This is a genomic window from Methylotenera oryzisoli (assembly GCF_004661485.1).
Lineage (GTDB): Bacteria > Pseudomonadota > Gammaproteobacteria > Burkholderiales > Methylophilaceae > Methylotenera > Methylotenera oryzisoli.
In genome coordinates this window covers 103,531-129,782 of the sequence record NZ_PQVH01000013.1, presented here as the reverse complement: position 1 = coordinate 129,782, position 26,252 = coordinate 103,531, and the positions used below count along the sequence as shown (strand labels likewise).

At 46.3% G+C, this 26,252-nt stretch carries 24 protein-coding genes; 14 read left to right on the top strand and 10 right to left on the bottom strand.

Annotation, left to right across the window (positions count from 1 at the left end; genetic code table 11):
• Window positions 1-30: 30 nt before the first annotated feature.
• From slmA to C3Y98_RS10865, 5 genes are all read right to left on the bottom strand, one after another.
• Window positions 31-588 (bottom strand): nucleoid occlusion factor SlmA, encoded by a 558-nt coding sequence (slmA, locus tag C3Y98_RS10885; RefSeq protein ID WP_135278620.1) that lies wholly within the window; start codon window positions 586-588, stop codon window positions 31-33.
• Window positions 589-617: 29 nt separating this feature from the next.
• A complete protein-coding gene (locus C3Y98_RS10880) occupies window positions 618-1,247 on the bottom strand; it encodes a pyrimidine 5'-nucleotidase (RefSeq protein ID WP_135278619.1) in 630 nt (209 codons plus the stop codon).
• Between the two features lie 94 nt (window positions 1,248-1,341).
• On the bottom strand, window positions 1,342-2,226 hold the full coding sequence (gene argB / locus C3Y98_RS10875; RefSeq protein ID WP_015832926.1) for an acetylglutamate kinase: 885 nt from the start codon (window positions 2,224-2,226) through the stop codon (window positions 1,342-1,344).
• Window positions 2,227-2,287: 61 nt separating this feature from the next.
• Window positions 2,288-3,889 (bottom strand): amino-acid N-acetyltransferase, encoded by a 1,602-nt coding sequence (gene argA, locus C3Y98_RS10870; RefSeq protein ID WP_135278618.1) that lies wholly within the window; start codon window positions 3,887-3,889, stop codon window positions 2,288-2,290.
• A gap of 118 nt (window positions 3,890-4,007) precedes the next feature.
• Window positions 4,008-4,520, bottom strand: coding sequence for a class I SAM-dependent methyltransferase (locus tag C3Y98_RS10865; protein WP_135278617.1), 513 nt, complete (start codon window positions 4,518-4,520; stop codon window positions 4,008-4,010).
• Window positions 4,521-4,676: 156 nt separating this feature from the next.
• On the opposite strand from C3Y98_RS10865, the gene C3Y98_RS10860 reads away from it, so the two are divergent.
• Window positions 4,677-5,057, top strand: a complete 381-nt coding sequence (locus C3Y98_RS10860) for a surface-adhesin E family protein (protein WP_135278616.1) — start codon at window positions 4,677-4,679, stop codon at window positions 5,055-5,057.
• Between the two features lie 50 nt (window positions 5,058-5,107).
• Here the strand turns inward: C3Y98_RS10860 and C3Y98_RS10855 are convergent, their stop codons facing one another.
• Window positions 5,108-5,842 carry a 16S rRNA (uracil(1498)-N(3))-methyltransferase gene (locus C3Y98_RS10855; protein WP_135278615.1) on the bottom strand — a complete coding sequence of 245 codons (735 nt, stop codon included), beginning with the start codon at window positions 5,840-5,842 and terminating at the stop codon, window positions 5,108-5,110.
• 102 nt (window positions 5,843-5,944) lie between these two features.
• Between C3Y98_RS10855 and C3Y98_RS10850 the strand changes: the two genes are divergently transcribed.
• The 10 genes from C3Y98_RS10850 to ppa all read left to right on the top strand — a co-directional run bounded on the left by C3Y98_RS10850 (window position 5,945) and on the right by ppa (window position 17,764).
• On the top strand, window positions 5,945-6,511 hold the full coding sequence (locus C3Y98_RS10850; protein ID WP_135278614.1) for a thioredoxin family protein: 567 nt from the start codon (window positions 5,945-5,947) through the stop codon (window positions 6,509-6,511).
• A gap of 9 nt (window positions 6,512-6,520) precedes the next feature.
• Window positions 6,521-8,341 (top strand): AMP-dependent synthetase/ligase, encoded by a 1,821-nt coding sequence (locus C3Y98_RS10845; protein WP_135278613.1) that lies wholly within the window; start codon window positions 6,521-6,523, stop codon window positions 8,339-8,341.
• A 117-nt stretch (window positions 8,342-8,458) separates the two neighbouring features.
• The gene (locus C3Y98_RS10840; protein ID WP_425339470.1) at window positions 8,459-9,535 is read left to right on the top strand and encodes a Gfo/Idh/MocA family protein; all 1,077 of its coding nucleotides are present in this window, start codon (window positions 8,459-8,461) and stop codon (window positions 9,533-9,535) included.
• A 224-nt stretch (window positions 9,536-9,759) separates the two neighbouring features.
• Window positions 9,760-11,745: a transketolase gene (gene tkt, locus C3Y98_RS10835; RefSeq protein ID WP_135278612.1), complete on the top strand. Its 1,986-nt coding sequence runs from the start codon at window positions 9,760-9,762 to the stop codon at window positions 11,743-11,745.
• A gap of 199 nt (window positions 11,746-11,944) precedes the next feature.
• Window positions 11,945-12,964: a type I glyceraldehyde-3-phosphate dehydrogenase gene (gene gap / locus C3Y98_RS10830; RefSeq protein ID WP_135278611.1), complete on the top strand. Its 1,020-nt coding sequence runs from the start codon at window positions 11,945-11,947 to the stop codon at window positions 12,962-12,964.
• Between the two features lie 11 nt (window positions 12,965-12,975).
• Window positions 12,976-14,157, top strand: a complete 1,182-nt coding sequence (locus C3Y98_RS10825) for a phosphoglycerate kinase (protein WP_135278610.1) — start codon at window positions 12,976-12,978, stop codon at window positions 14,155-14,157.
• A 103-nt stretch (window positions 14,158-14,260) separates the two neighbouring features.
• A complete protein-coding gene (gene pyk, locus C3Y98_RS10820) occupies window positions 14,261-15,697 on the top strand; it encodes a pyruvate kinase (RefSeq protein ID WP_135278609.1) in 1,437 nt (478 codons plus the stop codon).
• 176 nt (window positions 15,698-15,873) lie between these two features.
• The gene (locus tag C3Y98_RS10815) at window positions 15,874-16,776 is read left to right on the top strand and encodes a phosphoribosylaminoimidazolesuccinocarboxamide synthase (RefSeq protein WP_135278608.1); all 903 of its coding nucleotides are present in this window, start codon (window positions 15,874-15,876) and stop codon (window positions 16,774-16,776) included.
• A gap of 34 nt (window positions 16,777-16,810) precedes the next feature.
• Complete coding sequence (locus C3Y98_RS10810; RefSeq protein WP_135278607.1) at window positions 16,811-17,110, top strand: YkvA family protein; 300 nt, start codon at window positions 16,811-16,813, stop codon at window positions 17,108-17,110.
• 105 nt (window positions 17,111-17,215) lie between these two features.
• On the top strand, window positions 17,216-17,764 hold the full coding sequence (ppa, locus tag C3Y98_RS10805) for an inorganic diphosphatase (protein ID WP_135278606.1): 549 nt from the start codon (window positions 17,216-17,218) through the stop codon (window positions 17,762-17,764).
• 87 nt (window positions 17,765-17,851) lie between these two features.
• Here the strand turns inward: ppa and C3Y98_RS10800 are convergent, their stop codons facing one another.
• The 3 genes from C3Y98_RS10800 to C3Y98_RS10790 form a co-directional block, all read right to left on the bottom strand.
• Entirely contained in the window at window positions 17,852-18,544 is a 693-nt protein-coding gene (locus C3Y98_RS10800; protein ID WP_135278605.1) for a VIT1/CCC1 transporter family protein, read from the bottom strand.
• Window positions 18,545-18,697: 153 nt separating this feature from the next.
• Window positions 18,698-20,725, bottom strand: coding sequence for a sodium-translocating pyrophosphatase (locus C3Y98_RS10795; protein ID WP_135278604.1), 2,028 nt, complete (start codon window positions 20,723-20,725; stop codon window positions 18,698-18,700).
• Between the two features lie 213 nt (window positions 20,726-20,938).
• Window positions 20,939-21,358 (bottom strand): DciA family protein, encoded by a 420-nt coding sequence (locus C3Y98_RS10790; protein WP_135278603.1) that lies wholly within the window; start codon window positions 21,356-21,358, stop codon window positions 20,939-20,941.
• Window positions 21,359-21,410: 52 nt separating this feature from the next.
• Between C3Y98_RS10790 and C3Y98_RS10785 the strand changes: the two genes are divergently transcribed.
• The 3 genes from C3Y98_RS10785 to C3Y98_RS10775 all read left to right on the top strand — a co-directional run bounded on the left by C3Y98_RS10785 (window position 21,411) and on the right by C3Y98_RS10775 (window position 25,461).
• Entirely contained in the window at window positions 21,411-22,379 is a 969-nt protein-coding gene (locus tag C3Y98_RS10785) for a M23 family metallopeptidase (protein ID WP_135278602.1), read from the top strand.
• Window positions 22,380-22,522: 143 nt separating this feature from the next.
• On the top strand, window positions 22,523-25,252 hold the full coding sequence (gene secA / locus C3Y98_RS10780) for a preprotein translocase subunit SecA (RefSeq protein ID WP_135278601.1): 2,730 nt from the start codon (window positions 22,523-22,525) through the stop codon (window positions 25,250-25,252).
• Window positions 25,253-25,266: 14 nt separating this feature from the next.
• Window positions 25,267-25,461 carry a DUF1289 domain-containing protein gene (locus C3Y98_RS10775; RefSeq protein WP_135278600.1) on the top strand — a complete coding sequence of 65 codons (195 nt, stop codon included), beginning with the start codon at window positions 25,267-25,269 and terminating at the stop codon, window positions 25,459-25,461.
• 38 nt (window positions 25,462-25,499) lie between these two features.
• On the opposite strand, the gene C3Y98_RS10770 is transcribed toward C3Y98_RS10775, so the two are convergent.
• Entirely contained in the window at window positions 25,500-26,252 is a 753-nt protein-coding gene (locus tag C3Y98_RS10770; RefSeq protein WP_135278599.1) for an HvfC family RiPP maturation protein, read from the bottom strand.

Here is a 26,252-nt window from a genome sequence, read left to right as displayed (position 1 = left end):
CTCCTAAGTGGGGTTGGCTCGTGGTTTTAATTACAGTAAGTTAGGCAGTTGCTGCTCAATAAACTCTGTAGGTTTGCGTTTGAAGCCGCTTTTTGCGTATTGGTTCCAGCGCCCGATAATGTAGCAAATAATCAAATTTGCCTGTGCCTCTGCGTCTTGCTTTTGGCCGGTTTGGGTTTCAGCAATGCGCAAACATTGTTTCAGTGTGACTTCAATACGGTCATATAGTTGGTTAATGCGTAATTGTAATTTGTCGTCTTCATTCACCAGCGCATCGCCGATCAGTACGCGCGTCATGCCTGAGTTCTTTTCTGCAAACACCATGAGCATAGTGACAATGCGTTGTACTTGTCTCAGGCCTTCTGGTTCTTCTGTACTAATTTTGTTAATCAGGCCAAAAATGGTTTCTTCAATAAACAGAATCAGACCTTCAAACATTTGTGCTTTATTGGCAAAGTGGCGGTAAAGCGCGGCTTCACTTACTTCTAATTTTGCTGCCAATGATGCGGTGGTGATTTTCTCTCTTTTTGGAGATTCCAGCATTTTTGCTAAAGTTTCTAGAATTTGCTGTTTACGTTCGCCGGCCATTTTATTTCCTTAACAAATAATTGATTTAATTATAGCTTAATGTGAGTAAGTGCTAACACTGAGGTTAGGCGATAATCCACAAAATTTGGTTTATTTAATTGTTTTGATATCCATATGGTTCTCATGCCTAGGCGCTTGGCGGTCATAAGTGCGGGTAGGCTGTCTTCCAGCATCACGCAGTCGCTTGCTTTAGCATTAATGGTGTTCAGTAAACGCTGAAAGCCGCGGGTGGATGGTTTGGCATGGAATTGTGTGGATTCCACGCTGAAAATTAGCTCAAATACATCCGCAATGTCTAGCAATTCCAATACGCGCATGGCATAACTGCGTGGTGCGTTGGTGAATACTAACTTACGCCCTGGTAGCGATTTGAGCATGTGTTTCAATCGTTTGGTTTGAATCACCATGTCGGGCAAGCTGGTTAATCTGTGTGTTTCATGCAGGAAGTGGTGCGGGTCTGTCCCATGGTGACGCATCAGTCCTTTAAGGGTGGCACCGTAAATGCGCCAGTAGTGTTGGCGTAGTGCATGGGCTTCAGGTTCGCTCATGGAAAGCTCATCCATGATGTACTGCGTCATGCTACGGTTCATGACCGGGAAAATATGGGCACTGGCATTATGCAGTGTATCGTCCAGGTCAAAAATCCAGATTCTGCTCATGCTTGATGTAGAGATTTTATGTGGGGCACAGATTGCTTTGCCACGGTTTTATCTTGTTAAGAAGCTCCGTAGTAAGCTATCTGTGCCTTATTGGCTATTTAGCTTTAATTAGAGTACCAACACCTTCGTCTGTCAGCACTTCTAACAGCAAAGCATGCTCAACGCGGCCGTCAATAATATGCACGGCTTTTACGCCGCTGCGTGCGGCATCTAACGCTGAGCTGATTTTAGGCAACATGCCGCCTGATAGCGTGCCATCTGCCACCATGTCGTCAATTTGTCTTGGTGTTAGGCCAGTGAGTAGCTCGCCGTTTTTATCTAGCACGCCAGGTGTATTGGTGAGCAGAATCAATTTTTCAGCATTGAGTATTTCAGCCAACTTTCCGGCGACTACGTCAGCGTTGATGTTGTAGGTTTCGCCGTCAGCACCCACACCAATCGGCGCAACTACAGGGATAAAGTCACCTGTGTCTAAAAAGTTGATGATGCTCGGGTCGATCGCGGAAATTTCACCTACCTGCCCAATGTCAATCATTTTGGTGGCGTCATCTTTATCTGCTATCAATAATTTGTGCGCATGGATGAAGTTGCCGTCTTGGCCGGTGAGGCCTACCGCTTTACCGCCATGGCGGTTAATTAAGTTCACAATCTCTTTATTCACTTGCCCGCCGAGTACCATTTCCACCACGTCCATGGTTTCTTCATCGGTAACGCGCATGCCTTGGATAAACTCGCCTTTTTTGCCTAGTTTGTCCAGCATTTCGTTAATTTGCGGGCCACCGCCATGTACCACTACCGGGTTCATCCCGACTAACTTCAACAACACTACGTCTTTTGCAAAGCACTCTTTCAAGTGCTCATCGGTCATGGCGTTGCCGCCGTATTTAATCACGATGGTTTTATCAAAAAAACGTTTAATGTAGGGTAACGCCTCAGCCAGCGTCTTTGCTTTTTTTGCAGCGGTGGATTGGTTTAGCATGAGTTTTCCGTAAGCTTAAATTTTGGTCAATTTGTTTTCCGTCATTGTAACTAAATTTTGTTTACAATGTTTTGCTAAACACCTTAGATTTGCGTTGGTAATTGTAAAGTTTTTGTTTCTCTGCGGGCAGTTTTTCTACCCCTTGTTCAGTGAAGCCACGCTCTAAAAACCAATGCTCGGTACGCGTGGTCAGACAGAATAAACTTTTAAGGCCACGCTGTTTGGCTACGTTGGCGCAGTAATAGAATAACTTATCACCACGCCCGCCACCGCGGTATGCCGGGTCGATGGCTAGGCATGCAAACTCAGCGGTCTGTTCTGATTCAAACGGGTAGAGTGCTGCGCAGCCGATGATGCGGTTGTCATGCTCCATCACATGAAAATGGTTAATTTCCATTTCTAACCGTTCACGACCACGCCTGACCAAAATGCCATCGTTTTCCAATGGTTCTATCAGCTTTAAAATGCCGCCCACATCATCAATGTTAGCTTGGCGCATGCTTTCTAGGCTCAGTTCTGTCACCATGGTGCCAATGCCGTCCAGTGTGAACAGTTCTTGAATGATAGCGCCGTCGATATGCCGGCTGATTAAGTGCGTTCTGGCAACGCCATGCTCACAGGCGCGAACTGCCGCCGGTAGGTAATAGGTTACATCTTCAGATATGTTAATGGCCTGCTCGGTTTCTCTTACGTTTCTTAACAGGTTTTTGGCTTTTTCTACGGTCATTTCACGCAGGAGCTCACCGCGCAGATTATGCACGCCTTCTGAATCCATTAAGAAAATGAGCTTGTCTGCATCGAGTGCCACCGCAGTGCTGACGGCGACGTCTTCCAGACTTAAGTTGAATGCCTCGCCTGTTGGCGAGTAGCCTAATGGTGATAGCAAAACCATCTCATTGTCATCTAAGCGTTTTTGAATGCCAATCGCATCTACCTTGCGCACTTCGCCCGTATGTTGCAAGTCCACCCCATCATGTACGCCGAGCGGTTTGGCAGTCACAAAGTTGCCGCTTGCCACACGGATATCTGCACCTGCCATTGGTGAGTTGGCAATGCCCATGGAGAGTAGGGCTTCGATTTCTACGCGGATAGCGCCATTGGCCTCTTTTACTGCCTCCATCGCCGCATCGTCAGTAACGCGTAATCCATTGTGGAATAGCGGGGAGATGTTGTCGCGTTTTAGCCGCTGTTCAATTTGTGGGCGTGAGCCATGCACTAATACCAAGCGCACTTCTAAGCTGGCTAACAGGTTTAAGTCATGCGATAGTGCAATGAACTGCTGCTCGCTTACAACCTCACCACCAAACGCAATTACAAACGTGCGCCCGCCAAATGCGTGGATATAAGGTGTAGCCGAGCGGAACCATTGCACAAAATCTTTCGCATTAATGCTGTTGTTTTGCTCTGATTGGTTTCTGGCGTAAGTGGGCGCTTGCTCATTTGCTTGGCTGTTTGGTTGTATGGCATCACTTTCAGCATAAAGATTGGCAGGCGTTGTATCTAACGCGGATGCAATTTTGCGTAGTAGTGATTCTGAAACACCAAGTTCACCGCGCTCAATACGTGACAAATTGCCCGCATCCGCATCAATTTTGGACGCGAGCTGTTGTAACGTTAAGTGGAGTGATTTACGTTTATTGCGTATGCATTGACCAAGTGACATGATTAAACCTTAGTTTGTGCCTGAGAGTTAATTTGTATTATTTACATTAATGTAAATTAAAAATGTAAAAAATACAAATTAAACATGTGGTTTATGCGCGGTTTGCCATGCGCGTGGGCTAAATGTTCTTTTGTGCGCAAATTCGCTGCAACATCGCTGGTTTGGGTTCCACTACTTCACCTTGTTCAAAACTAATTATATTGAGTAGTGGTGAGTAGGTGTTCAGTAGTTCATCTGGCATTAATAGAAAGTCAGGATTGCTAGGTTTTCCATAGCGCTCATTGCCGCGCATAAAGGTTTCATAAATCAGGATGCCGCCCGGTTTGAGTATTGTTGCCAGTGAGGTCAATATGGGTCTATGCAGGTAGCGGCTGACGATAATGCCGTCATAACTGTGCTCAAAACTTGGCGGCTCAGTCGTTTCTAGATCTGTCAGTTGGATACGTATGCCGTCAATGCCTTGCATGCTAGAAGTTGCAATCGGGTCGCGATCTAGTGCATCCACTTGGTAGCCTTGCTGCGCTAGCCATTTAGCGTGGCGTCCGCTGCCGCACGCTAAATCTAATACGAGCCCTTGGCTTTTGATGAGTGGTGCAAATTTTACAATCCATGATGAAGGAGATTCTTGCATATTGAGCCTTGAGTTAATAATGCTGTTGCGTCGGTATTTTATAGAAGAGCAGCTTGTATGCCCTATTTGATGCGTTATTTTTAGTTTGTATCAGGCTTAAATCCTATAAAATCCAGCATCAGAGTTGCAATCTATATTAAGGCGCCAAGGTAAAGCATGCATAAATTCTTAATGGTCGTGTTCGTTGTGTGGTCTGGCCAAGCGCTGGCTGATTGGACCATGGTTCAAACTAACGATAATGGCAATATGTATATTGATTTTGATACAGTGCAGAAGTCTGCGGGTTTAGTGACGGTATCAACCTTGAATGACTATTATGTGCAGCAGGTCAAGGGCGAAATGTCGTCACAGTGGCTGGAGTTGCATGATTGTAAAAATAAGAAATTTAAAGCGCTATCTATCCAATATTATGTTGGCAATATGGCACAAGGCGATGTGTTAACGACCTATCGCCTGCCAGAAGCAGAGACCAGTTGGTCAGACGTGGTGCCGTATAGCATAGGCGAAGTGAAGGCTAACGTCATATGTAGCCGCTAGCTGAGCTTGGTAATCTAAGTGCCTATTCTCAGGTACATGGCTTTGACTAACTAAAAATCCCCCCAAGCTAACTGCATAGCGGCTATTGCAGTTAAGGCAGCGGTTTCTGTACGTAAAATGCGTGGGCCCAATACAATAGACTGAAAGTGATGTGAGGTGGCTAAATCAATTTCTTCCTGGCTAAGCCCCCCCTCTGCGCCAATCAATAGCTGAATCTCATCTGTGGGTTTGGGGATTTCTGTCAGTCGTATCGCGCCAATTGGATTAAGTAAAATACGCGTGCTATTGGCACTAGGGTTTTTGCTCAGCCACTGTTCAAGTGATGTGGGGGCGAGTACGTTGGGTACATAAGCACGGCCAGATTGTTCACAAGCCGAAATGGCAATGTTTTGCCAATGTTCGGTACGTTTCTCCGCACGTTCGGCTGATAGTTTTACTACACTACGTTTGCTGCTAATTGGCTGAATGTTTTTTACGCCAAGTTCCACTGCCTTTTGAATGGTAAAGTCCATTCTGTCCCCACTGGAAATCGCTTGCACCAACGTGATGTTGAGTGGTGATTCGTTATGCACCTCGGTGGCGCTGTTCACAATTGCTGTCACGCTATTTTTTTTGATATCGGTGAGTGTGCAGCTGTAATTAAAGCTATCACCATTAAACAAAACTACATCATCGCCAACGTTAAGGCGTAGCGCACGTGTGGCATGCGCGGCCGCACTTTCTGAGAGTTGAACCAATGCACCAAGTGCTAAAGTTGAAGGGGTGTAAAAGCGCAAATTAGCCATAAAGCGGGCGACTCCAAAAGTAAAGCAAACAATAAAACAAAAGTGATAATATAAACATTAACGTTGTCAGAGTAATAAGTATAACGAAATAAGGAGAATAAAATGGTTAGCTTAAATCCCCCAGTCTGTAATTTTGGTCAACCAGCGGTAGATTTCGATTTGCTAGGGGTGGATGGCAAGCGATACACGTTAGCAAATAGCGCAGGTAAAAACGGCTTGCTAGTGATGTTTATCTGTAACCACTGTCCTTATGTGAAAGCCATTAAAACCCGTCTCGTTGACGATTGCCGAGAGCTTTTGCAATATGGAATCAACACGATTGCGATTCAGAGTAACGACACAGAGAACTACCCGGAAGACTCATTCGAGCGCATGATGGAGGAGGCTAAATTATTCAACTTCCCTTTCCCTTATGTGCTGGATGAAACACAGGAAGTGGCAAAAGCTTACGGTGCTGTCTGTACCCCTGATTTTTTTGGTTTTAATGCAGACTTGGAGTTGCAGTATCGTGGGCGGTTTGATGCAGCTGGGCGCCGTCAATCAGATGAAAATCATCCTAGAGACTTGTTTAACGCAATGAAGCTAATCGCTGAAACCGGTGAGGGACCTAAAGAGCAAATAGCAAGTATCGGCTGTAGTATTAAATGGTTCCCGCAGGAGTCCATTTAAAAGTTAGCGATGAATCCGTGTGTTGTGGATTACATTTCACCTGAGGCTGCATTCACGCTAGATGGCTTGTTTCATGAGCGGGTCAGGCGCTCGCCCCATCATGTCGCGTATCGCTATTTTGATGAAGCCGCGGGTGATTGGCGCGAGATCACCTGGCAATCTGCCATGCAGCAGGCAGTTAGGTGGCAGCAGGCGTTGTTGCGTGAGAACTTGGCAATTGGCGACCGCGTTGCCATTATGCTTAAAAATTGCCCGAGTTGGGTCATTTTTGATCAGGCTGCCTTAGGCTTGGGGCTGGTCACAGTGCCGCTTTATGTCTCCGATCGAGCTGAAAATATCGCGCATGTGCTGCAGGATTCCGGCGCCAAATTATTGCTGGTTAATTGTGCTAGCGATTGGCAGGCAGTTGGTGCGCTTGGTGTTGATTTCAAAAGCTTGCAGCGTGTAGTTGTCTGCAAGCCTTTGCCAGCAGATAATGGTGATCAGCGCATCTCTAGCCTAGATGCATGGCTGCCAGCTTCAGTCGCACAAAATGAGTTTGAGCACCGCGTATCAGACGCTAATACGCTAGCAACCATCATTTATACATCAGGCACGACTGGTAGGCCGAAAGGTGTGATGCTTACGCACAGCAACCTCATGCATAACGCTAGTGATGCGTTAGTGTATTTCGCTGTTTACCCGCATGATGTGTTTCTGTCTTTCTTACCGCTGTCGCATGCGTTGGAACGGATGGCTGGGTATTGTTTGCCAATGATGTCTGGCGCCACTGTTGCATTTGCACGCTCCGTGCAGCAGTTGCAGGATGATTTGCTGAAAGTGCGTCCCACTATCATCGTCACCGTGCCGCGCATCTTTGAGCGGATCCAGCTTGCGTTACGCAGTAAATTGGAGGCGGGGCCGGCTTATGCGCTACGTTTATTTGCATTGGCGGTGGATGTGGGTTATCGCCGTTTTGAATATGCGCAGGGTCGAGCCAAGTGGCATTGGCGGCATTTGTTGTGGCCAATCTTAAAATGCTTGGTTGCCAGCAAATTACAAGCGCGTTTAGGTGGACGCTTACGTTTGGCCGTTGCTGGCGGTGCTGCCTTGTCGGCAGATAGTGCGCGTACTTTTATTGGCTTGGGCGTGCCCATTGTTCAGGGCTATGGGTTGACTGAAACCAGCCCGGTGGTTAGCGTAAATAAGGCAGAGAATAATGTGCCAAGCAGCGTGGGGCAAGCTTTACCAAGTGTGCAGGTGCGTCTGGATGTATCCGGTGGCTTAGAGGTGAGTGGCCCCAATGTGATGCCGGGTTATTGGAATAACCCGGATGCAAACAACGCCATATTTACCGCCGATGGTTGGCTGAAAACCGGAGATGTGGCAAGTATTGACCAAAGTGGTCGTATTACTATTACCGGGCGGATTAAAGAGATTATTGTGCTTTCCAATGGCGAGAAAGTGCCACCCACTGATATTGAGGCTGCAATTATGGCAGACCATTTGTTTGAGCAGGTAATGCTGGTTGGTGAGGGTAGGCCGTATTTAGGCTTGCTAGCGGTGGTGAATCAGGAAAAGTGGCTGGCGTTGGCGCAAAAGCATCATTTGCCTAGCGCTTGGCCTGAAGGGCTGGCAGATCGTCAGGTCTGTGCGTTTGCTCTTACACGCGTGGCGGCGCAGATGAAGTCTTTCCCCGGTTATGCCAAAGTAAGAAAAATCGCTTTGCTGTCTACACCGTGGACCATAGAAAATGGCCTGCTCACGCCCACCTTGAAAATTAAGCGACACCTAATTTTGCAGGAGTATGCTGCGCAGTATGAGAAACTTTATCAAGGCTTTAAGTTTTAATCTGAGAGCTTTGTCTGGCTAAGTGGTGATATTCTAAGTGGCAATATGTTTTATCGTGTGTCTGGCTAGCCAGCTAGAGCGCACTTTTTAAGTTGGTTTAATGAGAATAAAGGATAGATTGTGACGCAGACCGTGACTGAACATAGGAAATTACGCTGGGGTATATTAGGAGCAGCGCGTGTGAACGAGCGTTTGCTGCCAGCGATTATCGAAGCGCCTAATGCCCAGCTGGTAGCGATTGCCAGCCGTCGTGCTGGCGCAGCCAACGCTACCTTGCAAAAGTATGCGCCATGTCATGCGAGTGAAGTGCAGTGTTATGACGAGATGGACGCGCTGATTAACGATGCTAATGTCGAGGCTGTTTATTGTCCGATGGCCAATAATGAGCATGCAGAGTGGGCGCTTAAGGCAATCAATGCCGGTAAGCATGTGCTGATTGAGAAGCCGATGGCGCTGACCGTAGCCGATATCGAGAGGATTGAACAAGCAGCACTAAAGAATAATGTAAAAGTGATGGAAGGCTTTATGTATCGCTTTCATCCGCAACATGCGCGTATTCAGGGGATAGTGGCGTCTGGCTTGATTGGTGATGTGTTATCTGCACGTGCCAGTTACTCATTTTTAATGCGCCCTGCGCGTATGTACCGTATTGCCAGTGGTGTCGCACAAGGCGGCGGCGCGATGTGGGATATTGGCCCTTATGCCATCCACTCTTTACGTTGGGTGATGGGTTTGCAGGCTGGCAGCAATAATGTGCAGCCGCTAGAGCCGGTATCGGTGATGGCGCACGCCAAATTGAACGACGTGGGTGCAGACACTGTTACCAGTGGCGTGCTGGATTTTGGACGCGATACAGAAGGCCGCGCGCTATTTGGTCATTTTGATGTGAGTTTTGAACGCTCACGCAAATCGGAGTATGAAATCATCGGTACTAAGGGCTGGGTGAAATGCCATGCCGCATGGGTGTTCCAGAATGACGTGCCTGTTGTGTCGTGGGCGACTGAAGATGGTAAATATGCTGAAGAGCGCTTTGCGCCAAGCAACCACTTTAATTTGGAAATTGAGCACTTCAGTGATTGTGTACTCAACAACCAACCTACACATCTTACTTTTTCAGATGCAAAAGCAAACTGCAAAGCAATTGAGGCGGTACTGCAATCTGTTGCCAGCCAGCGCTTGGTTAAAATGGATTAAATTCAACGGCATTTAGCCAATATTTTGAAAGTGGGGCTTTGCAGGAGGTCGCCACTTTTCTTATGTTGTACTTGCCGAAAAAAGCTATCTAAGCAATAATTTAGCTTTCACGGAAAAGCAGTGGATTTTGCTGTCTTTTTGAAAACTTCAATTAAGGTTTATGAGGTTTCGCGCAAAACGCTATCTTTATAAGTCCTCAAGTATTAATCATTAGGGAGAAAACAATGGCAACACGTAAAGACCTAGCTAATGCAATTCGTGCGTTATCTATGGATGCAGTGCAAAAAGCTAACTCAGGCCACCCAGGTGCGCCTATGGGCATGGCTGAAATCGCAGAAGTATTGTGGAATCACCACTTGCGTCACAATCCAACAAATCCAAACTGGGCTGATCGTGACCGCTTTGTGCTCTCTAACGGCCACGGTTCAATGTTGATCTACTCATTGTTACATCTAACAGGCTACGACTTGCCTATGGATGAAATCAAAACATTCCGTCAGTTGCACTCAAAATGTGCTGGTCACCCAGAGTACAGCTACGCGCCAGGCATTGAAACAACGACAGGTCCATTAGGTCAAGGTATCACCAACGCAGTTGGTTTCGCAATGGCGGAAAAACTATTGGCTGACCAATTCAACAAACCAGGTCACGACATCGTTGACCACTACACATATTGCTTCTTAGGTGACGGCTGTATGATGGAAGGTGTATCACACGAAGCTTGTGCTTTGGCTGGTACATGGGGCTTAGGTAAATTGGTTGCTTTCTGGGATGACAACGGTATTTCTATCGATGGTCACATTGAAGGCTGGTACACAGACGACACAGCTAAGCGCTTTGAAGCTTACGGCTGGCACGTTCAATCAGTAGATGGTCACGATTCTGCTGCTATCGACGCAGCGGTTAAAGCGGCTAAAGCAGTGACAGACAAACCATCATTGATCTGCTGTAAAACCATCATCGGCATGGGTTCACCAAACAAATCTGGTTCACATGACTGCCACGGTTCTGCATTAGGTTTAGAAGAAGTTGCGGCTACTCGCGCTAACATCGGCTGGCCACATGAGCCATTTGTTATTCCTGCTGACGTTTACGCTGGTTGGGATCAAAAAGCTAAAGGCGCTTCAACTGAAGCTGCTTGGAACGAAAAATTTGCTGCATATGCTGCTGCATTCCCAGCTGAAGCTGCAGAATTCAAACGCCGTATGGCAGGTGACTTGCCAGCTAACTGGAAACAAGCAACTGATGCATTTATCGCTGCTACAAACGAAAAAGCAGAAGGCGTTGCAACACGTAAAGCTTCACAAAATGCAATTACTGCACTAGCACCATTATTGCCAGAGTTCTTGGGCGGTTCTGCTGATTTGACAGGTTCTAACCTGACTGCAGCTGCTAGCTTCAAACACGTATCTGGTAAAGAGCCAGGTAACTACATCTCTTACGGTGTACGTGAGTTCGGTATGTACGCAATCATGAACGGTATGGCATTGCACGGTGGTTTGATTCCATTCGGCGGTACATTCCACATGTTCTCTGACTACGCGAAGAGCGCATTGCGTATGGCTGCGTTGATGAAGCAACGTACTATCGCTGTTTTGTCACATGACTCTATCGGCCAAGGTGAAGATGGTCCTACTCACCAACCAATCGAAAACACATCAGGTTTACGTTACATTCCTAACATGGATGTATGGCGTCCTGCTGATTCAGTAGAAACTGCAATCGCTTGGGTTGCTGCTGTAGAACGTAAAAATGGTCCATCAAGCTTGGTATTAAGCCGTCAAAACGTGCCTGGTATCAAACATGATGCTAAAGACTTTGACCTAATCCGTAAGGGTGGTTATGTGTTCTCAGACGTGGCTGGTAAAGCTGACGTAATCATCATCGCTAACGGTTCAGAGTTAGATTTGGCAATTAAAGCTGCTGCTGAATTGAATGCTGCTGGTACTAAAGTACGTGTGGTTTCAATGCCATCAACTAACGTGTTCGATCGTCAAGATCAAGCATACAAAGACAGCGTATTAACAGCTGGCGTTAAACGTGTTGCTGTGGAAGCTGCTCACCCAGACTTCTGGCGTAAATATGTTGGTTTAGAAGGTGCTGTAGTTGGTATCGCTACATTCGGCGAATCAGCACCTGGTGGTGTATTGATGAAGCATTTTGGCTTCACAGTTGAAAACGTAGTTGCAACTGTTAAATCGGTGCTTTAATACACTACTGCTGACCAAGCTCATCAGTCATTAAGTTTGGTCAGTTAGTTTTTAAAAGGCACCTCATGTTTGGGGTGCCTTAATTTTTTATAGAGCTGATGTTTTTTGTAGCGGGTATCTAGCTTTAAGTAGTAGATGAATTTAAGCTATGTATGGCTTTAACTGGCTTGCAGTTAATTGAAAATATTTAGGAATTATCATGGCAATTCGAGTGGCAATTAATGGTTATGGTCGTATTGGACGCATGGTGTTGCGTGCTTTATATGAGTCTGGTCGTAAAGATATTGAGATTATCGCGATCAACAGTTCAGGCGGAGATGCGGAGGCGAATGCCCATCTGACGCGTTATGACAGTGCGCATGGCAGATTCCCATTCGATGTAGGTGTTGATGGCGATGACATGATTATCAATAGCCATAAAATCAAAACATTTTCAACGCGTAACCCAGCTGAGCTACCATGGCGTGATTTAGGGATTGATGTCGTGCTGGAATGTACCGGCGCCTTCAATAGCAAAGCCAAATCGCAAGCACATATCGACGCAGGCGCGAAAAAAGTATTGTTATCAGCACCTGGCGATAAAGATGTAGATGCAACCGTCGTTTATGGTGTGAATCATGATGTCATTAAAGCAAGCCATACTGTAGTTTCTAATGCATCATGTACCACAAACGGCTTGGCGCCTATGGTAAAACCGTTGCACGAGAAGATAGGTATCGTGAATGGTTTGATGAATACTATCCATTCTTTCACTAATGACCAAGTGCTGACTGACGCGCATCACAAAGATATGCGTCGTGCACGTTCTGCAACGACTTCACTGATTCCAACCAAAACAGGTGCAGCAGCAGCGGTAGGTTTAGTGTTGCCAGAGTTGAACGGCAAGTTGGATGGTTTCGCAATTCGTGTACCAACGCTTAACGTGTCATTGGTAGATTTAACATTCACACCATCACGTCCAACCACCAAAGAAGAAGTGAACCATATTATGCACGAAGCGGCAAATAGTGCTGCGTTAAAAGGTATATTGTCTTACAACGAGGCACCATTGGTTTCTGTGGATTACAACCACACTGATTTCTCATCTAACTTTGATGCAACCCTAACCAAAGTCACTAAAGATGGTATGTTGGTAAAAGTATGTGCATGGTATGACAATGAGTGGGGCTTTAGCTGTCGTATGTTAGATAACGTTGTCGCTATGATGTCGGCTAAATAAGGAGATTTGTCATGAACGTGATCAAAATGACAGATCTGGATTTGAGCGGCAAGCGCGTATTGATCCGCGCCGACCTTAACGTACCGGTTGCTGATGGTAAAGTGACATCAGATGCGCGTATTACTGCTTCAATGGCAACGATAGAGTTTGCCATGAAGGCCGGCGCAAAAGTGATGGTGACATCGCATTTAGGCCGCCCTGAAGAAGGCGTTTACTCAGCAGAAAACTCATTGCAGCCAGTGGTCGATGTGATTTCAGCAAAGCTGGCAAAACCTGTACGCCTGATTAAGGATTGGGTGGACGGTGGCTTTGATGTAGCTGCGGGGGAGTTGGTGGTATTGGAAAACTGCCGCTTTAACAAAGGCGAGAAAAAAAGTAACGATGAATTGTCACAAAAATATGCCAAGCTATGCGATATTTTTGTGATGGATGCTTTCGGCACGGCACATCGTGCGGAAGCCAGCACACATGGTGTTGCAAAGTTTGCACCAGTGGCAGCTGCCGGCATACTACTGGTAAATGAGTTAGAAGCACTGACTAAGGCGTTGTTGAGTCCGGCACGTCCGATGGTGGCGATTGTTGGCGGCAGCAAAGTTTCAACTAAGCTGACAGTGCTTGAGAGCTTGTCTGAAAAAGTAGATCAGCTAGTAGTCGGGGGTGGTATCGCCAATACCTTCTTAAAAGCGTCTGGTTTTGAAGTGGGTAAATCATTGTGTGAAGATGATTTAGCGCCGGTAGCACGCACCTTAATGGACAAAATGTCCCAAAGAGGCGCAGCCGTGCCAGTGGCAGTTGATGTAGTCTGTGCTAAGAAATTTGATGCAAATGAGCCAGCAGTCAAGAAAGACGTGGCTGATGTGGCAGCAGATGATATGATTTTTGATATTGGCGCGAAATCTGCTAATGAATTAGCAGAGATCATTAAAAATGCAGGCACTGTGGTATGGAATGGCCCAGTGGGTGTGTTTGAGTTTGATCAGTTTGGTGAAGGTACTAAAACGATTGCGCATGCGATTGCAAACACAAACGCATTTACATTGGCGGGTGGTGGTGACACGATCGCTGCGATTCAAAAGTACGGTATTGAAAGTAAAGTAGATTACATTTCAACTGCGGGTGGGGCTTTCTTGGAGTTTTTAGAAGGTAAAAAATTACCAGCAGTGGAGATTTTGGAATTACGTGCTAAAAGTTAACTAGCTCGAACCTTTAGTGCTAAAAAGTAAGACTTTAAAAATGGGGCTAGTAGCCCCATTTTTATTTTGCGAGCGTTATTTTTTGAGAAATTAAGGTAACAGTTTGACACTACGTAAAACAAAGATTGTAGCGACATTAGGCCCATCATCCAGTAGTGATGAGATGTTGGCAAGGATGATCACTGCCGGAGTCAATGTCGTACGCTTGAACTTTTCACACGGTAATGCGGAAGACCACATCAAGCGCGCCGAGATTGTCCGTAATATTGCGATGAAGTTAGGCCGCCCTGTCGGGGTGTTATGTGATTTGCAAGGCCCTAAAATCCGCATTGGCAGATTTGAGCTGGGTAAAATTACGCTCAAGACTGGTGATATCTTTATTCTGGATGCCGATTGTGAGCTAGGCGACCAATATCACGTTGGATTAGATTACAAAGCGTTGCCGCAAGAGGTGGTGGAGAATGCAATCTTATTGCTAGATGATGGCCGCATTACGATGCAAATTAATCGTGTGAAAGGCAACCAGATTCATTGCGTAGTGCTGAGCGGCGGTGTGTTATCTAATAACAAAGGGATTAACCTGCAAGGTGGCGGCTTGTCTGCAGATGCGTTAACAAAAAAAGACCGAGAAGATATTAAAACTGCGGTGGCGCTTGATGCGGATTACATTGCAATTTCATTTCCTAAGTCTGCACTGGATGTTGAGTTGGCAAGAACTTTGGTGCGCAAGGCTGGTGGTACCGCAAGTATTGTTGCCAAAATTGAGCGAGCCGAGGCGATTAATGACTTAGAAGCAATTATTGATGCTTCAGATGCCATCATGGTGGCGCGCGGTGATTTGGGCGTTGAGGTAGGCGATGCCGCCGTGCCTGGCCTGCAAAAACGCATGATACGCATGGCGCGCGCGCAAAATAAATTAGTGATTACCGCAACGCAGATGATGGAGTCGATGATTACCAGCCCAATTCCAACCCGGGCGGAAGTTTCTGATGTTGCCAACGCAGTGCTGGATGGCACAGATGCGGTGATGTTGTCTGCTGAGACTGCAGCAGGGCAATACCCGCTAGAAACAGTGGAGGCGGTGCATCGCGTAGCCCTTGAGGCAGAGAAAGAGTACTTTAGCCAGCACCATGCACAAAAGCTTGATCAGGTGTTTATTAAAACCGATGAGGCTTTGGCTGCCGCTGCAATCTATACCGCGCAACACCTAAAAGTAAAGGCGATAGCCGCGCTGACACAATCCGGCAATGCTGCGCAATGGCTGTCACGTGCTGATGCCGAGGTGCCGATTTACGCCTTGTCACCAGACAAGTACGCACGTAGAAAGCTCACTTTGCATCGTGGTGTGTATCCTTACCCAATTGAGCAGGCCGGTAAAAATCGAGATGAGATTATCATGGAGATGGAGCAAGTATTGCTCAGGCAACGTGTCGTCAATCTGGGGGATCTGGTATTGTTAACCTTTGGTGAGCCGATTGGCCATCCGGGCGGTACCAATACGCTTAAAATCATTAGAATTGGCGAAAATCGGAAAGATTAAGGCCTATTTACACTATCGTGGATAACACTTTGCCGTGTTTGTGGTTGCTAGTCCCACAAGCTTAATTTATTCCAATATTTTTGTGCTGGATTCTGCATTTTAAATTCATCAGAATTAAACTACGTTTATAATATCTGCTTAGGTTAATTTACCCATTTATATAGTCATCATCACTCATGAATAATCCACTATTAGAAACCAGCATTCAAAGTTTAAAACGTATCCATCAAGGTAAGGTGCGTGATATTTATGATATCGACGCCAACACGATGTTGCTGGTATCTACAGATAGATTGTCGGCATTTGATGTTATTTTGCCTACGGGTATTGCTAATAAAGGCGCAATGCTAACGCAAATGGCTAATTTTTGGTTTGAGCAGTTAAAAGATGTAGTGCCTAATCATTTAACCGGTATTGAGCCAACTAGTGTGGTGACTGACCCAGCTGAAAAGGCCCAGCTAGCCAATCGTGCTGTAGTAGTCAAAAAGCTCAAGGCATTGCCGATAGAAGCGATTGTACGGGGCTACTTGGTTGGTAGCGGCTGGAAAGAATATAAAGCCAAAGGCACCGTGTGTGATATCCCGTTGCCAGAGGGCTTGCAAGAGGCCTCTAAATTGCCTGAGCCATTATTTACACCATCTAGCAAAGCAGCGGTGGGTGAGCATGATGAAAATATCAGCTTGGCGCAATGCGCAGCGCTGATTGGTGAAGAGATGGCTGCACAGGTGGCCAAAGCCGCCATTGCCTTGTACACGCAGGCTGCTGAGTATGCGCTTACACGCGGTATTATCATTGCCGATACTAAGTTTGAGTTTGGATTAGATGAAAACGGTGTGTTGCATGTGATGGATGAAGTTTTAACACCCGACTCTTCACGCTTCTGGCCGGCCGAGAGTTATGTAGTAGGTAAAAATCCACCTAGTTACGATAAGCAATACGTACGTGATTGGTTAGAAGCTAGTGGCTGGGATAAAACCCCGCCAGCACCAACATTGCCAGCAGATGTTGCCAGCAAAACCAGCGAAAAATACATGGAAGCGTTTGAGCGTTTAACTGGTCAGCCATTGACGCTTAAATAGGTGATTACTTTTAGTCAATCACTGTATTTGTAACGTGTTAGAAAAACTGAAATCATTGGCCAAGCAGCTCAAGCAAGAGCTAGCTGTTTATCGTTTGGTACTAAAGCACCCACAAACTCCTTGGCTGGCAAAATGCTTGCTATGGCTGGCTGTGGGTTATTTATTACTGCCGTTTGATTTAATCCCAGACTTTATCCCAATATTAGGTCAGCTTGATGAGTTGGTGATTATTCCAGCTTTATTGTACTTTGCCTTGTTATTAATTCCTCACAGTGTAGTACTGGCCTGCCGAGAGCAAGTGCAACACGCAGCAGCCATGGCAAAAGAGATTTAGGCGCCACTACACTTTGTTACGACTTTTTTCTGTGCGTTTATTGTGGGCTTGCTATAATTGCGCCTACAAAAATTCATTAGTAGTATTTATATTTAGGAATAGACCATGTCATTAAACCAAGTGCCAACCGGTAAAGATGTCCCTAACGATTTCAATGTAATTATTGAGATTCCAATGCAGGGTGATCCAGTAAAATATGAAGTAGATAAAGAGAGCGGAGCAATCTTTGTTGATCGCTTCATGGGTACTGCAATGCAATACCCAACCAACTATGGTTACGTGCCGCACACATTGTCAGATGATGGCGACCCTGTTGACGTATTGGTGATGACACCTGTGCCGTTGATTCCTGGTGTGGTTGTGCGTTGCCGTCCATTAGGTGTGCTGCTGATGGAAGATGAAGCAGGTATGGACGCAAAAGTGTTGGCAGTGCCTGTCGATAAAGTTTGTGGTTTATATGGTCATTTGAAAGCACATACTGATGTATCAGAATGGCGTTTGAACATGATCGCTCACTTCTTTGAGCATTACAAAGATTTAGATAAAGGCAAATGGGTTAAGATTAATGGCTGGGGCGATATCGAAGCCGCTAAACAAGAAATCCTGAACAGTGTAGAGAATTACAATAATGCACAAGTTAAGCCAGCGTTTTAATTAACATAGGTTTAAATAAAAAAAGGCAGCGTAAGCTGCCTTTTTTGCATTTAAGGTATGGTTTTAGACGATTCTGATATTAAAAGGCTAAGCCGTCACCACGCCAAATAGTTTACCCACAATGGCCGTGGCAGCCATGGCTACCACTCCCCAAAAGGCGACTCGCGCCACGCCTACCATAATATTAGCACCACCAGCCTGTGCCGCTAGCCCGCCTAGTATTGCCAAGAATAGAAGGGAGGATGTGCCTACGTACAGTGTGGTACTAGCTACAGGTGAAAAATAAGTGACCAGTAGCGGTAATAAAGCGCCGACTGCAAAGGTTGCGGCAGAGGCCAGCGCTGCCTGCATCGGGCGCGCGTTCATGGTTTCGGTAATGCCAAGCTCATCTCTGGCATGTGCGCCCAAGGCATCATGATGGGTGAGTTGCACGGCTACCTGATGCGCCAGCTCTGGTGTTAAGCCGCGGTTGATATAAATGCCCGTAAGTTCTTTTAGTTCGCTTTCGTGGTCGCTGGCTAATTCTAAGCGTTCCCGCGCTAGGTCTGCTGTTTCAGTGTCGGCTTGCGAGCTCACAGAAACATACTCACCTGCCGCCATCGACATTGATCCTGAAACTAAGCAAGCAACACCGGTAATGACTATGCTGCTGTTCGATACGCCAGCCGATGCCACGCCTATGATTAAACTGGCGGTAGAGATGATGCCATCATTCGCTCCGAGTACCGCAGCGCGCAGCCATCCGATAAGGTGTGAGCGGTGAAATTCTGAGTGTCGCATGAAGGGTTCTTCACTTAAAGTTAAACGTAGTGTTATTGTATAACGTAAGTTTGGATATGTTTAAATTGCTGCTGCTCTATCCATTTCTGTAATGCTCGTAAACTAATAAGGCGAATAAAAAGGCGGCCTAAGCCGCCCTCTGTGCGTTGGTGTTTATAGTAAAGGTACTATCAGCAATGCCACGATATTGATAATTTTAATCAATGGATTCACGGCAGGGCCTGCGGTATCTTTGTATGGGTCACCCACTGTATCACCGGTCACCGCGGCTTTGTGCGCTTCAGAGCCTTTGCCGCCATGATTGCCATCCTCAATATATTTTTTGGCGTTATCCCAAGCGCCACCACCGGTACACATGGAGATTGCAACAAACAAACCGGTCACAATGGTTCCCATGAGTAAACCGCCAAGGGCGACCGGGCCGAGTGTCAAGCCTACGACCACCGGTACAGCCACTGGTAACAGTGAAGGAATCATCATTTCCTTGATTGCAGCGGTGGTGAGCATGTCTACTGCTTTACCGTATTCTGGTTTTGCCGTGCCCTCCATAATGCCTTTGATGTCACGGAATTGGCGGCGAACTTCTTCAACTACGGCACCTGCGGCACGACCTACAGCCTCCATTGCCATCGCCGCAAACAGGAACGGAATCAAACCACCAATAAATAAACCAATAATCACCATTGGGTCACTTAAATCAAATTTGACCGCAATGCCTGCGCCTTCCAGTTTGTGCGTGTAGTCAGCAAATAGCACTAACGCAGCCAAACCGGCTGAGCCAATGGCGTAGCCTTTAGTGACGGCTTTGGTGGTGTTACCTACGGCGTCCAATGGGTCAGTCACATCACGCACGCTACTAGGTAATTCGGCCATTTCTGCAATACCGCCAGCGTTATCGGTAATGGGGCCATAGGCATCTAGCGCTACCACTATGCCTGCCATGCTCAGCATTGCCGTTGCCGCAGTTGCAACGCCATACAAACCGGCTAAATGGTATGAGGTGTAGATGGCCACACATACCGAAATAACAGGTAATGCGGTAGATTTCATGGAAATACCAATACCGGCAATAATGTTGGTTGCGTGGCCGGTAGTAGAGGCTTGTGCCACATGCCTAACCGGTGCGTAATCCGTACCAGTGTAGTATTCAGTAATCCACACCAAAGCGGCGGTTAGTACTAAACCAACAGCACAAGCGCCGAATAGTTGATTGGCAGAAATAGCTAGCTCGCCAGCAGTCACGCCATTTGGGAACATTTTGGTGGTGACAAAGTAAAAGGCAATCAGTGATAGTAGGCCAGCTACCGCTAAGCCTTTGTAAAGCGCTGGCATGACGTTTTTCATGCCAGGGGAGGCTTTGACAAAGAAGCAGCCAATAATAGATGCCACAATAGAAACTGCGCCCAACATCAGTGGGTAAATGACGCCATTAGCGCCTGCGCTGGTGAGCAGTAAGCTACCTAGTACCATTGTTGCAATCAAGGTTACAGCGTAGGTTTCGAACAAGTCAGCTGCCATGCCAGCACAGTCGCCCACATTATCCCCTACGTTATCGGCAATTACCGCCGGGTTGCGTGGGTCATCTTCCGGGATGCCGGCTTCCACTTTACCTACCAGGTCGGCACCAACATCCGCACCTTTGGTAAAAATACCGCCGCCTAAACGGGCAAAAATTGAGATAAGCGACGAACCAAACGCCAAGCCGATTAAGGGGTTCAGATTGGTCGCTGCCTCCCCGCCCAGATAAGCATAAAAGCCAGTCACACCTAATAAGCCTAGGCCTACTACCAGCATGCCTGTAATTGCGCCGCCATTAAATGCTACATTAAGCGCAGGGGCAATGCCGTTAGTAGCCGCTTGGGCAGTGCGTACATTGGCCTTGACCGAGACGTTCATGCCGATAAAGCCACATGCGCCCGATAGCACTGCACCTATCACAAAGCCAATGGCGGTGGTGATGTTTAGGAATATACCAATTAAAACGGCTAGGACGATACCAACGATGGTGATGGTTTTGTATTGGCGGGCAAGGTATGCGGCTGCCCCTTGTTGAATTGCACTGGCAATTTCTTGCATACGTGCATTGCCAGCAGGTAAACCTGTAATCCACTTACTCATTACTGCGCCGTACAGTACCGCTAATAACGCGGCCCCTATGGCAATCATTAGTTCGACTGACATGACTTCTCCCTATCTAAATTTTTATTAAAACTGCAAAATAAAACTAGTGTGAAAACGAAACCAAGTGCTAAACATCTGTGGCAGATAAAGCTTAAGTTGAGGTTTAGTGCTCCTTAAAATTTGTAAATAAAATGTAACATGACTTCATTATTGCACTATTAGGCTAGGTCAACAATAGCAGTACTTGCTAACGATTGATTGTAGCGTGCCCAGTTACTTGTTTGCGTTCTTGAGGAGCTTGGTGAGTGAGTCACCTAAGGTAGTGCCAGATAGTCTTAGTTCTAGTTTTTGCAGCTGACTAATGGCCTCTGAACTCAGTGATTTTGTGGATTTTGGCGTGGGTAGCGGGTTAGATTTTGCTTGCACTTTTATGCGAATTGCAGTAACTTCGTACCCTTGCTTTTCTAGCTTAATCAATAAGCTAGGAATTAAAAGTTTAATTTTCGCAGCCACCGCGTTGTTGTTTGCATACACGGTAAATTGTTTGTTTTTGATGCCGCTGATATGGCTATAATTTGCCATGCCGTCAGGCGCAATCTCCGCCCAAAGTTTTTGCGAAGCCTGTGCTTCCAGGGTGCGTTGATTCAGCTCGTTTAACTCAGGCTGCTTAAGTAATGTATTAAATCTTTGCATAGTGCTTGTAGTTAAGTGCTTTTATAAGTGACTGGCAGGGATTAGGGGTAGTATGAATATCATTTTAGTCTCAAACAATATGGCAAAAGCCAAAACGCTGTCTATACTGCAAGTCAGTATGATCGTGTTTGCACTAGTAATGTTGCCAGTCATGTTCATGCTTATGTTCATTGTGCCACAGGAGCCGTCTGCACAGAAGGGCGTAAAGTCACTGATTCCACATCATTTACGTTTTTCTTTCAATAATCCACAAAAACATCTGGATGCTTACGCAGTGCAGTTAGGTGAAATGCAGGCACGTATGATGCGTTTGGACGCGCAAAGCGAGCGTCTGGCCAAGCTGGCAGGTGAGAAGAAAAACATACGCAATAATAAAGTTGAACCCAGCATCACTCCTAAACCAAATTACTCACCGACTTCCAGCCTTGATTCAGCACTTGCTAACCCTGTAGTAAATGCCTCAATCGGCGCTAATCAGGGTGGGCCGTTAGTGCAAAGTGCGCCGTTGTCCGAAGCGGAGCTGCAAGCTAAGATTGCCGACTTGATGGCGAAAATCGAGCTTAAAACCGAATATTTAAGCGATATCGAAGCAAAGCTGCTACAGCAAAGTGTGTTAAAAAACACTTTACCAAACAGTAGCCCAGTGGATGCCGCATTTAATTCGTCTAGTTTTGGCTGGCGTTTAGACCCTTTTAATGGCAGTAAAGCTTTTCATGAAGGCTTGGATTTTACTGCAGCAACCGGTACTGCGATTTACGCTGCCGCTGGCGGTATTGTCTCAACGGCAGAGCAGACCCCTGATTATGGTAAAATTGTCAAGATTGACCATGGCTCTGGCTTGGAAACACGTTATGCTCATGCTTCCAAGTTGCTGGTGACTGTGGGGCAGCGTGTGGCAAAAGGACAAGTTATTGCCGAGGTGGGAAGTACCGGGCGCTCAACCGGACCGCATTTGCATTATGAAATCAGGTTAAATGGTAACCCGTTAGACCCAAGAAAATATCTTAGTGCATCGCGCTAACTATTGAAATAGTAAAAATAAACCCCACTTAATACCTTATGATTTATTACCTGTCAGGCATTTCGAGTTTACAATCTCACACTTAACTTCAATCTTTACTCAATTTAAAGTTGTTTATCCTCTAGCGGAAAGTATTTCATTTCATGATATCTACGTTGTTCAAAAAATTATTCGGTAGCCGTAACGATAGGCTGGTTAAGCAATATGCACAGAAAGTAGAGCAAATTAATGCATTAGAGCCTGCAATGCAGGCGTTGAGTGATGATGGCCTACGCGCGAAAACAGAGGAGTTTAAGCAACGTTTTGCCAATGGCGAATCTTTGGAAAAATTGCTTCCAGAAGCATTTGCTGTGGTACGCGAAGGCGGTCGCCGTGCTTTAGGGATGCGCCACTTTGATGTACAGCTCATCGGCGGGATGGTGCTGAACGCTGGCAAAATTTCTGAAATGCGTACTGGTGAAGGTAAAACCTTGGTAGCAACTTTGCCTACCTACCTGAATGCGATCACTGGTAAAGGCGTACATGTCATTACAGTGAATGATTACCTAGCAAAGCGTGACGCGGAGTGGATGGGTAAGCTTTATAACTTTTTAGGATTATCAATCGGTATTAACTTATCGCAAATGCCTAATGAAGCTAAACGTGCAGCTTATGCGGCAGACATTACTTACGGTACCAATAACGAGTTTGGTTTTGACTACCTGCGTGACAACATGGTGTATAGCCGTGAAGAGCGCGTGCAACGTGGGTTGAACTATGCATTGATCGATGAAGTAGATTCGATTTTAATTGACGAAGCACGTACGCCGCTGATTATTTCAGGTCAGGCAGATGATAGCGTTGCCCTGTATACGCAAATCAATGAAGTGGCTGCCAAACTGATTCCGCAAAAAGAGGAAGAAGGCGAAGGCGACTTCTGGGTGGATGAAAAAGCACAGAATGTGGTGATGTCTGAACAAGGCCATGAGCATGCTGAGGCGGTGTTGGCCGAGGCTGGTTTATTAGCTGAAGGCTCAAGTTTATATGAGGCATCTAATATTACTTTAGTGCATCATCTATATGCTTCGCTACGTGCACGTAACCTTTACCATCGCGACCAGCACTATGTTGTGCGTGATGGTGAAATCGTGATTGTGGATGAGTTTACTGGCCGTATGATGGCTGGCCGCCGCTGGTCTGATGGTCTGCACCAAGCCGTTGAGGCTAAAGAAGGCGTTGAGATTCAAAAAGAAAACCAAACGCTGGCATCCATTACTTTCCAGAATTACTTCCGTATGTACAACAAGCTGTCTGGGATGACAGGTACTGCCGATACCGAAGCTTACGAATTTAACCAGATTTATGGCCTAGAAACCGTTGTGATTCCTACACATCGCCCGATGCAACGTAAGGATGCAATGGATAAAGTGTACAGAACCTCACGTGAGAAATACGAGGCGGTAATTTTAGATATTAAAGATTGCCAAAGCCGCGGACAGCCAGTGTTGGTGGGTACGACCTCAATTGAGAACTCCGAGCTGATTTCTAAATTATTGACTGAGGCTAATCTGGAACATCAGGTATTAAACGCGAAGCAACATGAGCGTGAAGCACATATTATTGTACAAGCAGGGCGTCCGGGTGTAATTACCATTGCTACCAATATGGCAGGCCGCGGTACCGATATTGTGTTGGGTGGTAATCCTGAGCCTGAAATCGCTGCAGTGCATGATGATGAGTCATTGACCGCTGCGCAAAAAGAAAGCCGCGTGGCCGAGATTAAAGCTGCTTGGCAGCAGGTGCATGATGCTGTGTTGGCAGCCGGTGGTTTACATATCGTAGGTACCGAACGCCATGAATCACGTCGTGTAGATAATCAACTACGTGGACGTTCAGGTCGCCAAGGTGACGTGGGCTCTAGCCGCTTCTATTTATCTTTAGAAGACCAATTACTAAGAATCTTTGCTTCTGATCGCGTTTCAGCGATTATGGGCAAGCTGAATATGCCGGATGGCGAGGCTATTGAGCATCCTTGGGTCACGCGTGCGATTGAAAACGCACAACGTAAGGTTGAAGGCCGTAACTTTGACATTCGTAAGCAATTATTAGAGTTTGATGATGTATCGAATGACCAACGTAAAGTAATTTACGAGCAACGCAATGAGCTGCTAGAAGCTGCGGATGTCGGTGAAACCATTAAAGCCATGCGTGAAGACGTGATTGTGACCATGGTGGCTACCCATATTCCGCCTGATAGCGTGGAAGAACTGTGGGATGTGCCAGCGTTAGAGCGTGAGTTGAAGGCTGATCTTGGGTTAGAGGTTCCATTGCAGAAAATGTTGGAAGAGAACCCCGACCTGCACGAAGAAACATTGCGTGAGCGCATCCTTGCAGCGGCCAATGCGGCGTATCAAGCAAAAGAAGATTTGGCTAGCCCAGATATCTTGCGTCAGTTTGAACGTTCAGTGATGTTGCAAAGTCTAGATAACCACTGGCGTGAACATTTGGCTGCGTTGGACCATCTGCGCCAAGGAATTCATTTACGTTCTTATGCACAGAAAAATCCTAAACAGGAATATAAACGTGAGGCATTTGAACTCTTTGAAGGCTTGCTCAATATCATCAAAACAGAAGTAACCAAAGTGACTATGTTGGTACAGGTGAAAACTGAGGCGGATGTTGAGGCGGTGGAAAGACCAGTAGAAGTTGAAAACGTACAATACCAACATGCAGACTATGCAGAAGCGCTGGCAGGTGATACATCAGATGCCGCTGAGACGAATGTTGCTGCGCAGCAGCCGATGGTGCGTGATGGCGTTAAAGTAGGCCGTAATGACCTATGCCCATGCGGTTCGGGTAAAAAATACAAGCAGTGCCATGGCGTATTAAGTTAAGAATAGGGTTAGCAATGTCAGACAATACAGTAGAAGTGCAATCCCCTTGTATCGGGGTTTGTAGCATTGATGAAACAACAGGCTTTTGCCATGGATGTTATCGTACCATTCCAGAAATTAAGGGGTGGTGGGATATGCACCCATCTGAGCAGCAGAGCTTGCTTTCTGTGTTAGAAACGCGCCAGGGCGAGACCGTTAGTTTCGATTAAATAAGGGCAATGGTATGTTCTTCGGCAGGCGTCGATGATCATACCTGTGGTGCTGTACCAAGAATAATTCCTTGGTTTTTCAAGTCTAGTAAAACTCCTAATCCAAATTGCATGATGATTTGTGGTTGGGGGTGTTTTAATTCATCCGCAAGCATGTTTAGTGCTTGTTGTGCAGTCAACTCTCCAGATTTTAATAGCGTAATCAATTTAAATGTCATCGGATTTAGCTCGATAAATTTAATTTTGTCGTTTATATCACGGTGTACCAGCAGAGACGTGGGCGCTTTATCCTTAGGTTTATGTCTAGGGGATATCTTGTGCACGGCGTAGTCGTACGCCAGCAGCTGCATAGTCTGTGTAAATATTAAAACTTGGCGCGCTATATCACCATGTATGTCTACATCTTGATGATTGGGTGCGGGTAAGGCACTCAGGTAAAGCTCTATCCATTCATAGTGGCATAGCGCCTGCAAATAAGGTGGCAACGCCAGATTGGTGTGCTGCAAAAAGGCTAAGAACTCTTCTGGAATTTTGCGGAATAGTGGCGAATCTGCAGCGTGCTCTTTTAAAAAAGCTCGTACCAACTTTAGCCAGTCAGCTTTACCGATGGTCTTACGTGCGACTGGAAAACATGCAGAGACAGATTCCAACAGATTGTTAAATACAATTTCGTCATAAATTGCCATGCGTTCAGGCGCAACCCCCACCGGAATCGGTTGGTTGCGTGTGTCGCGTAAGCGTGCAGTAAAGGCTAATTGATATTGCTGAAAGCTGGGCAGTTCGTTGGTCAT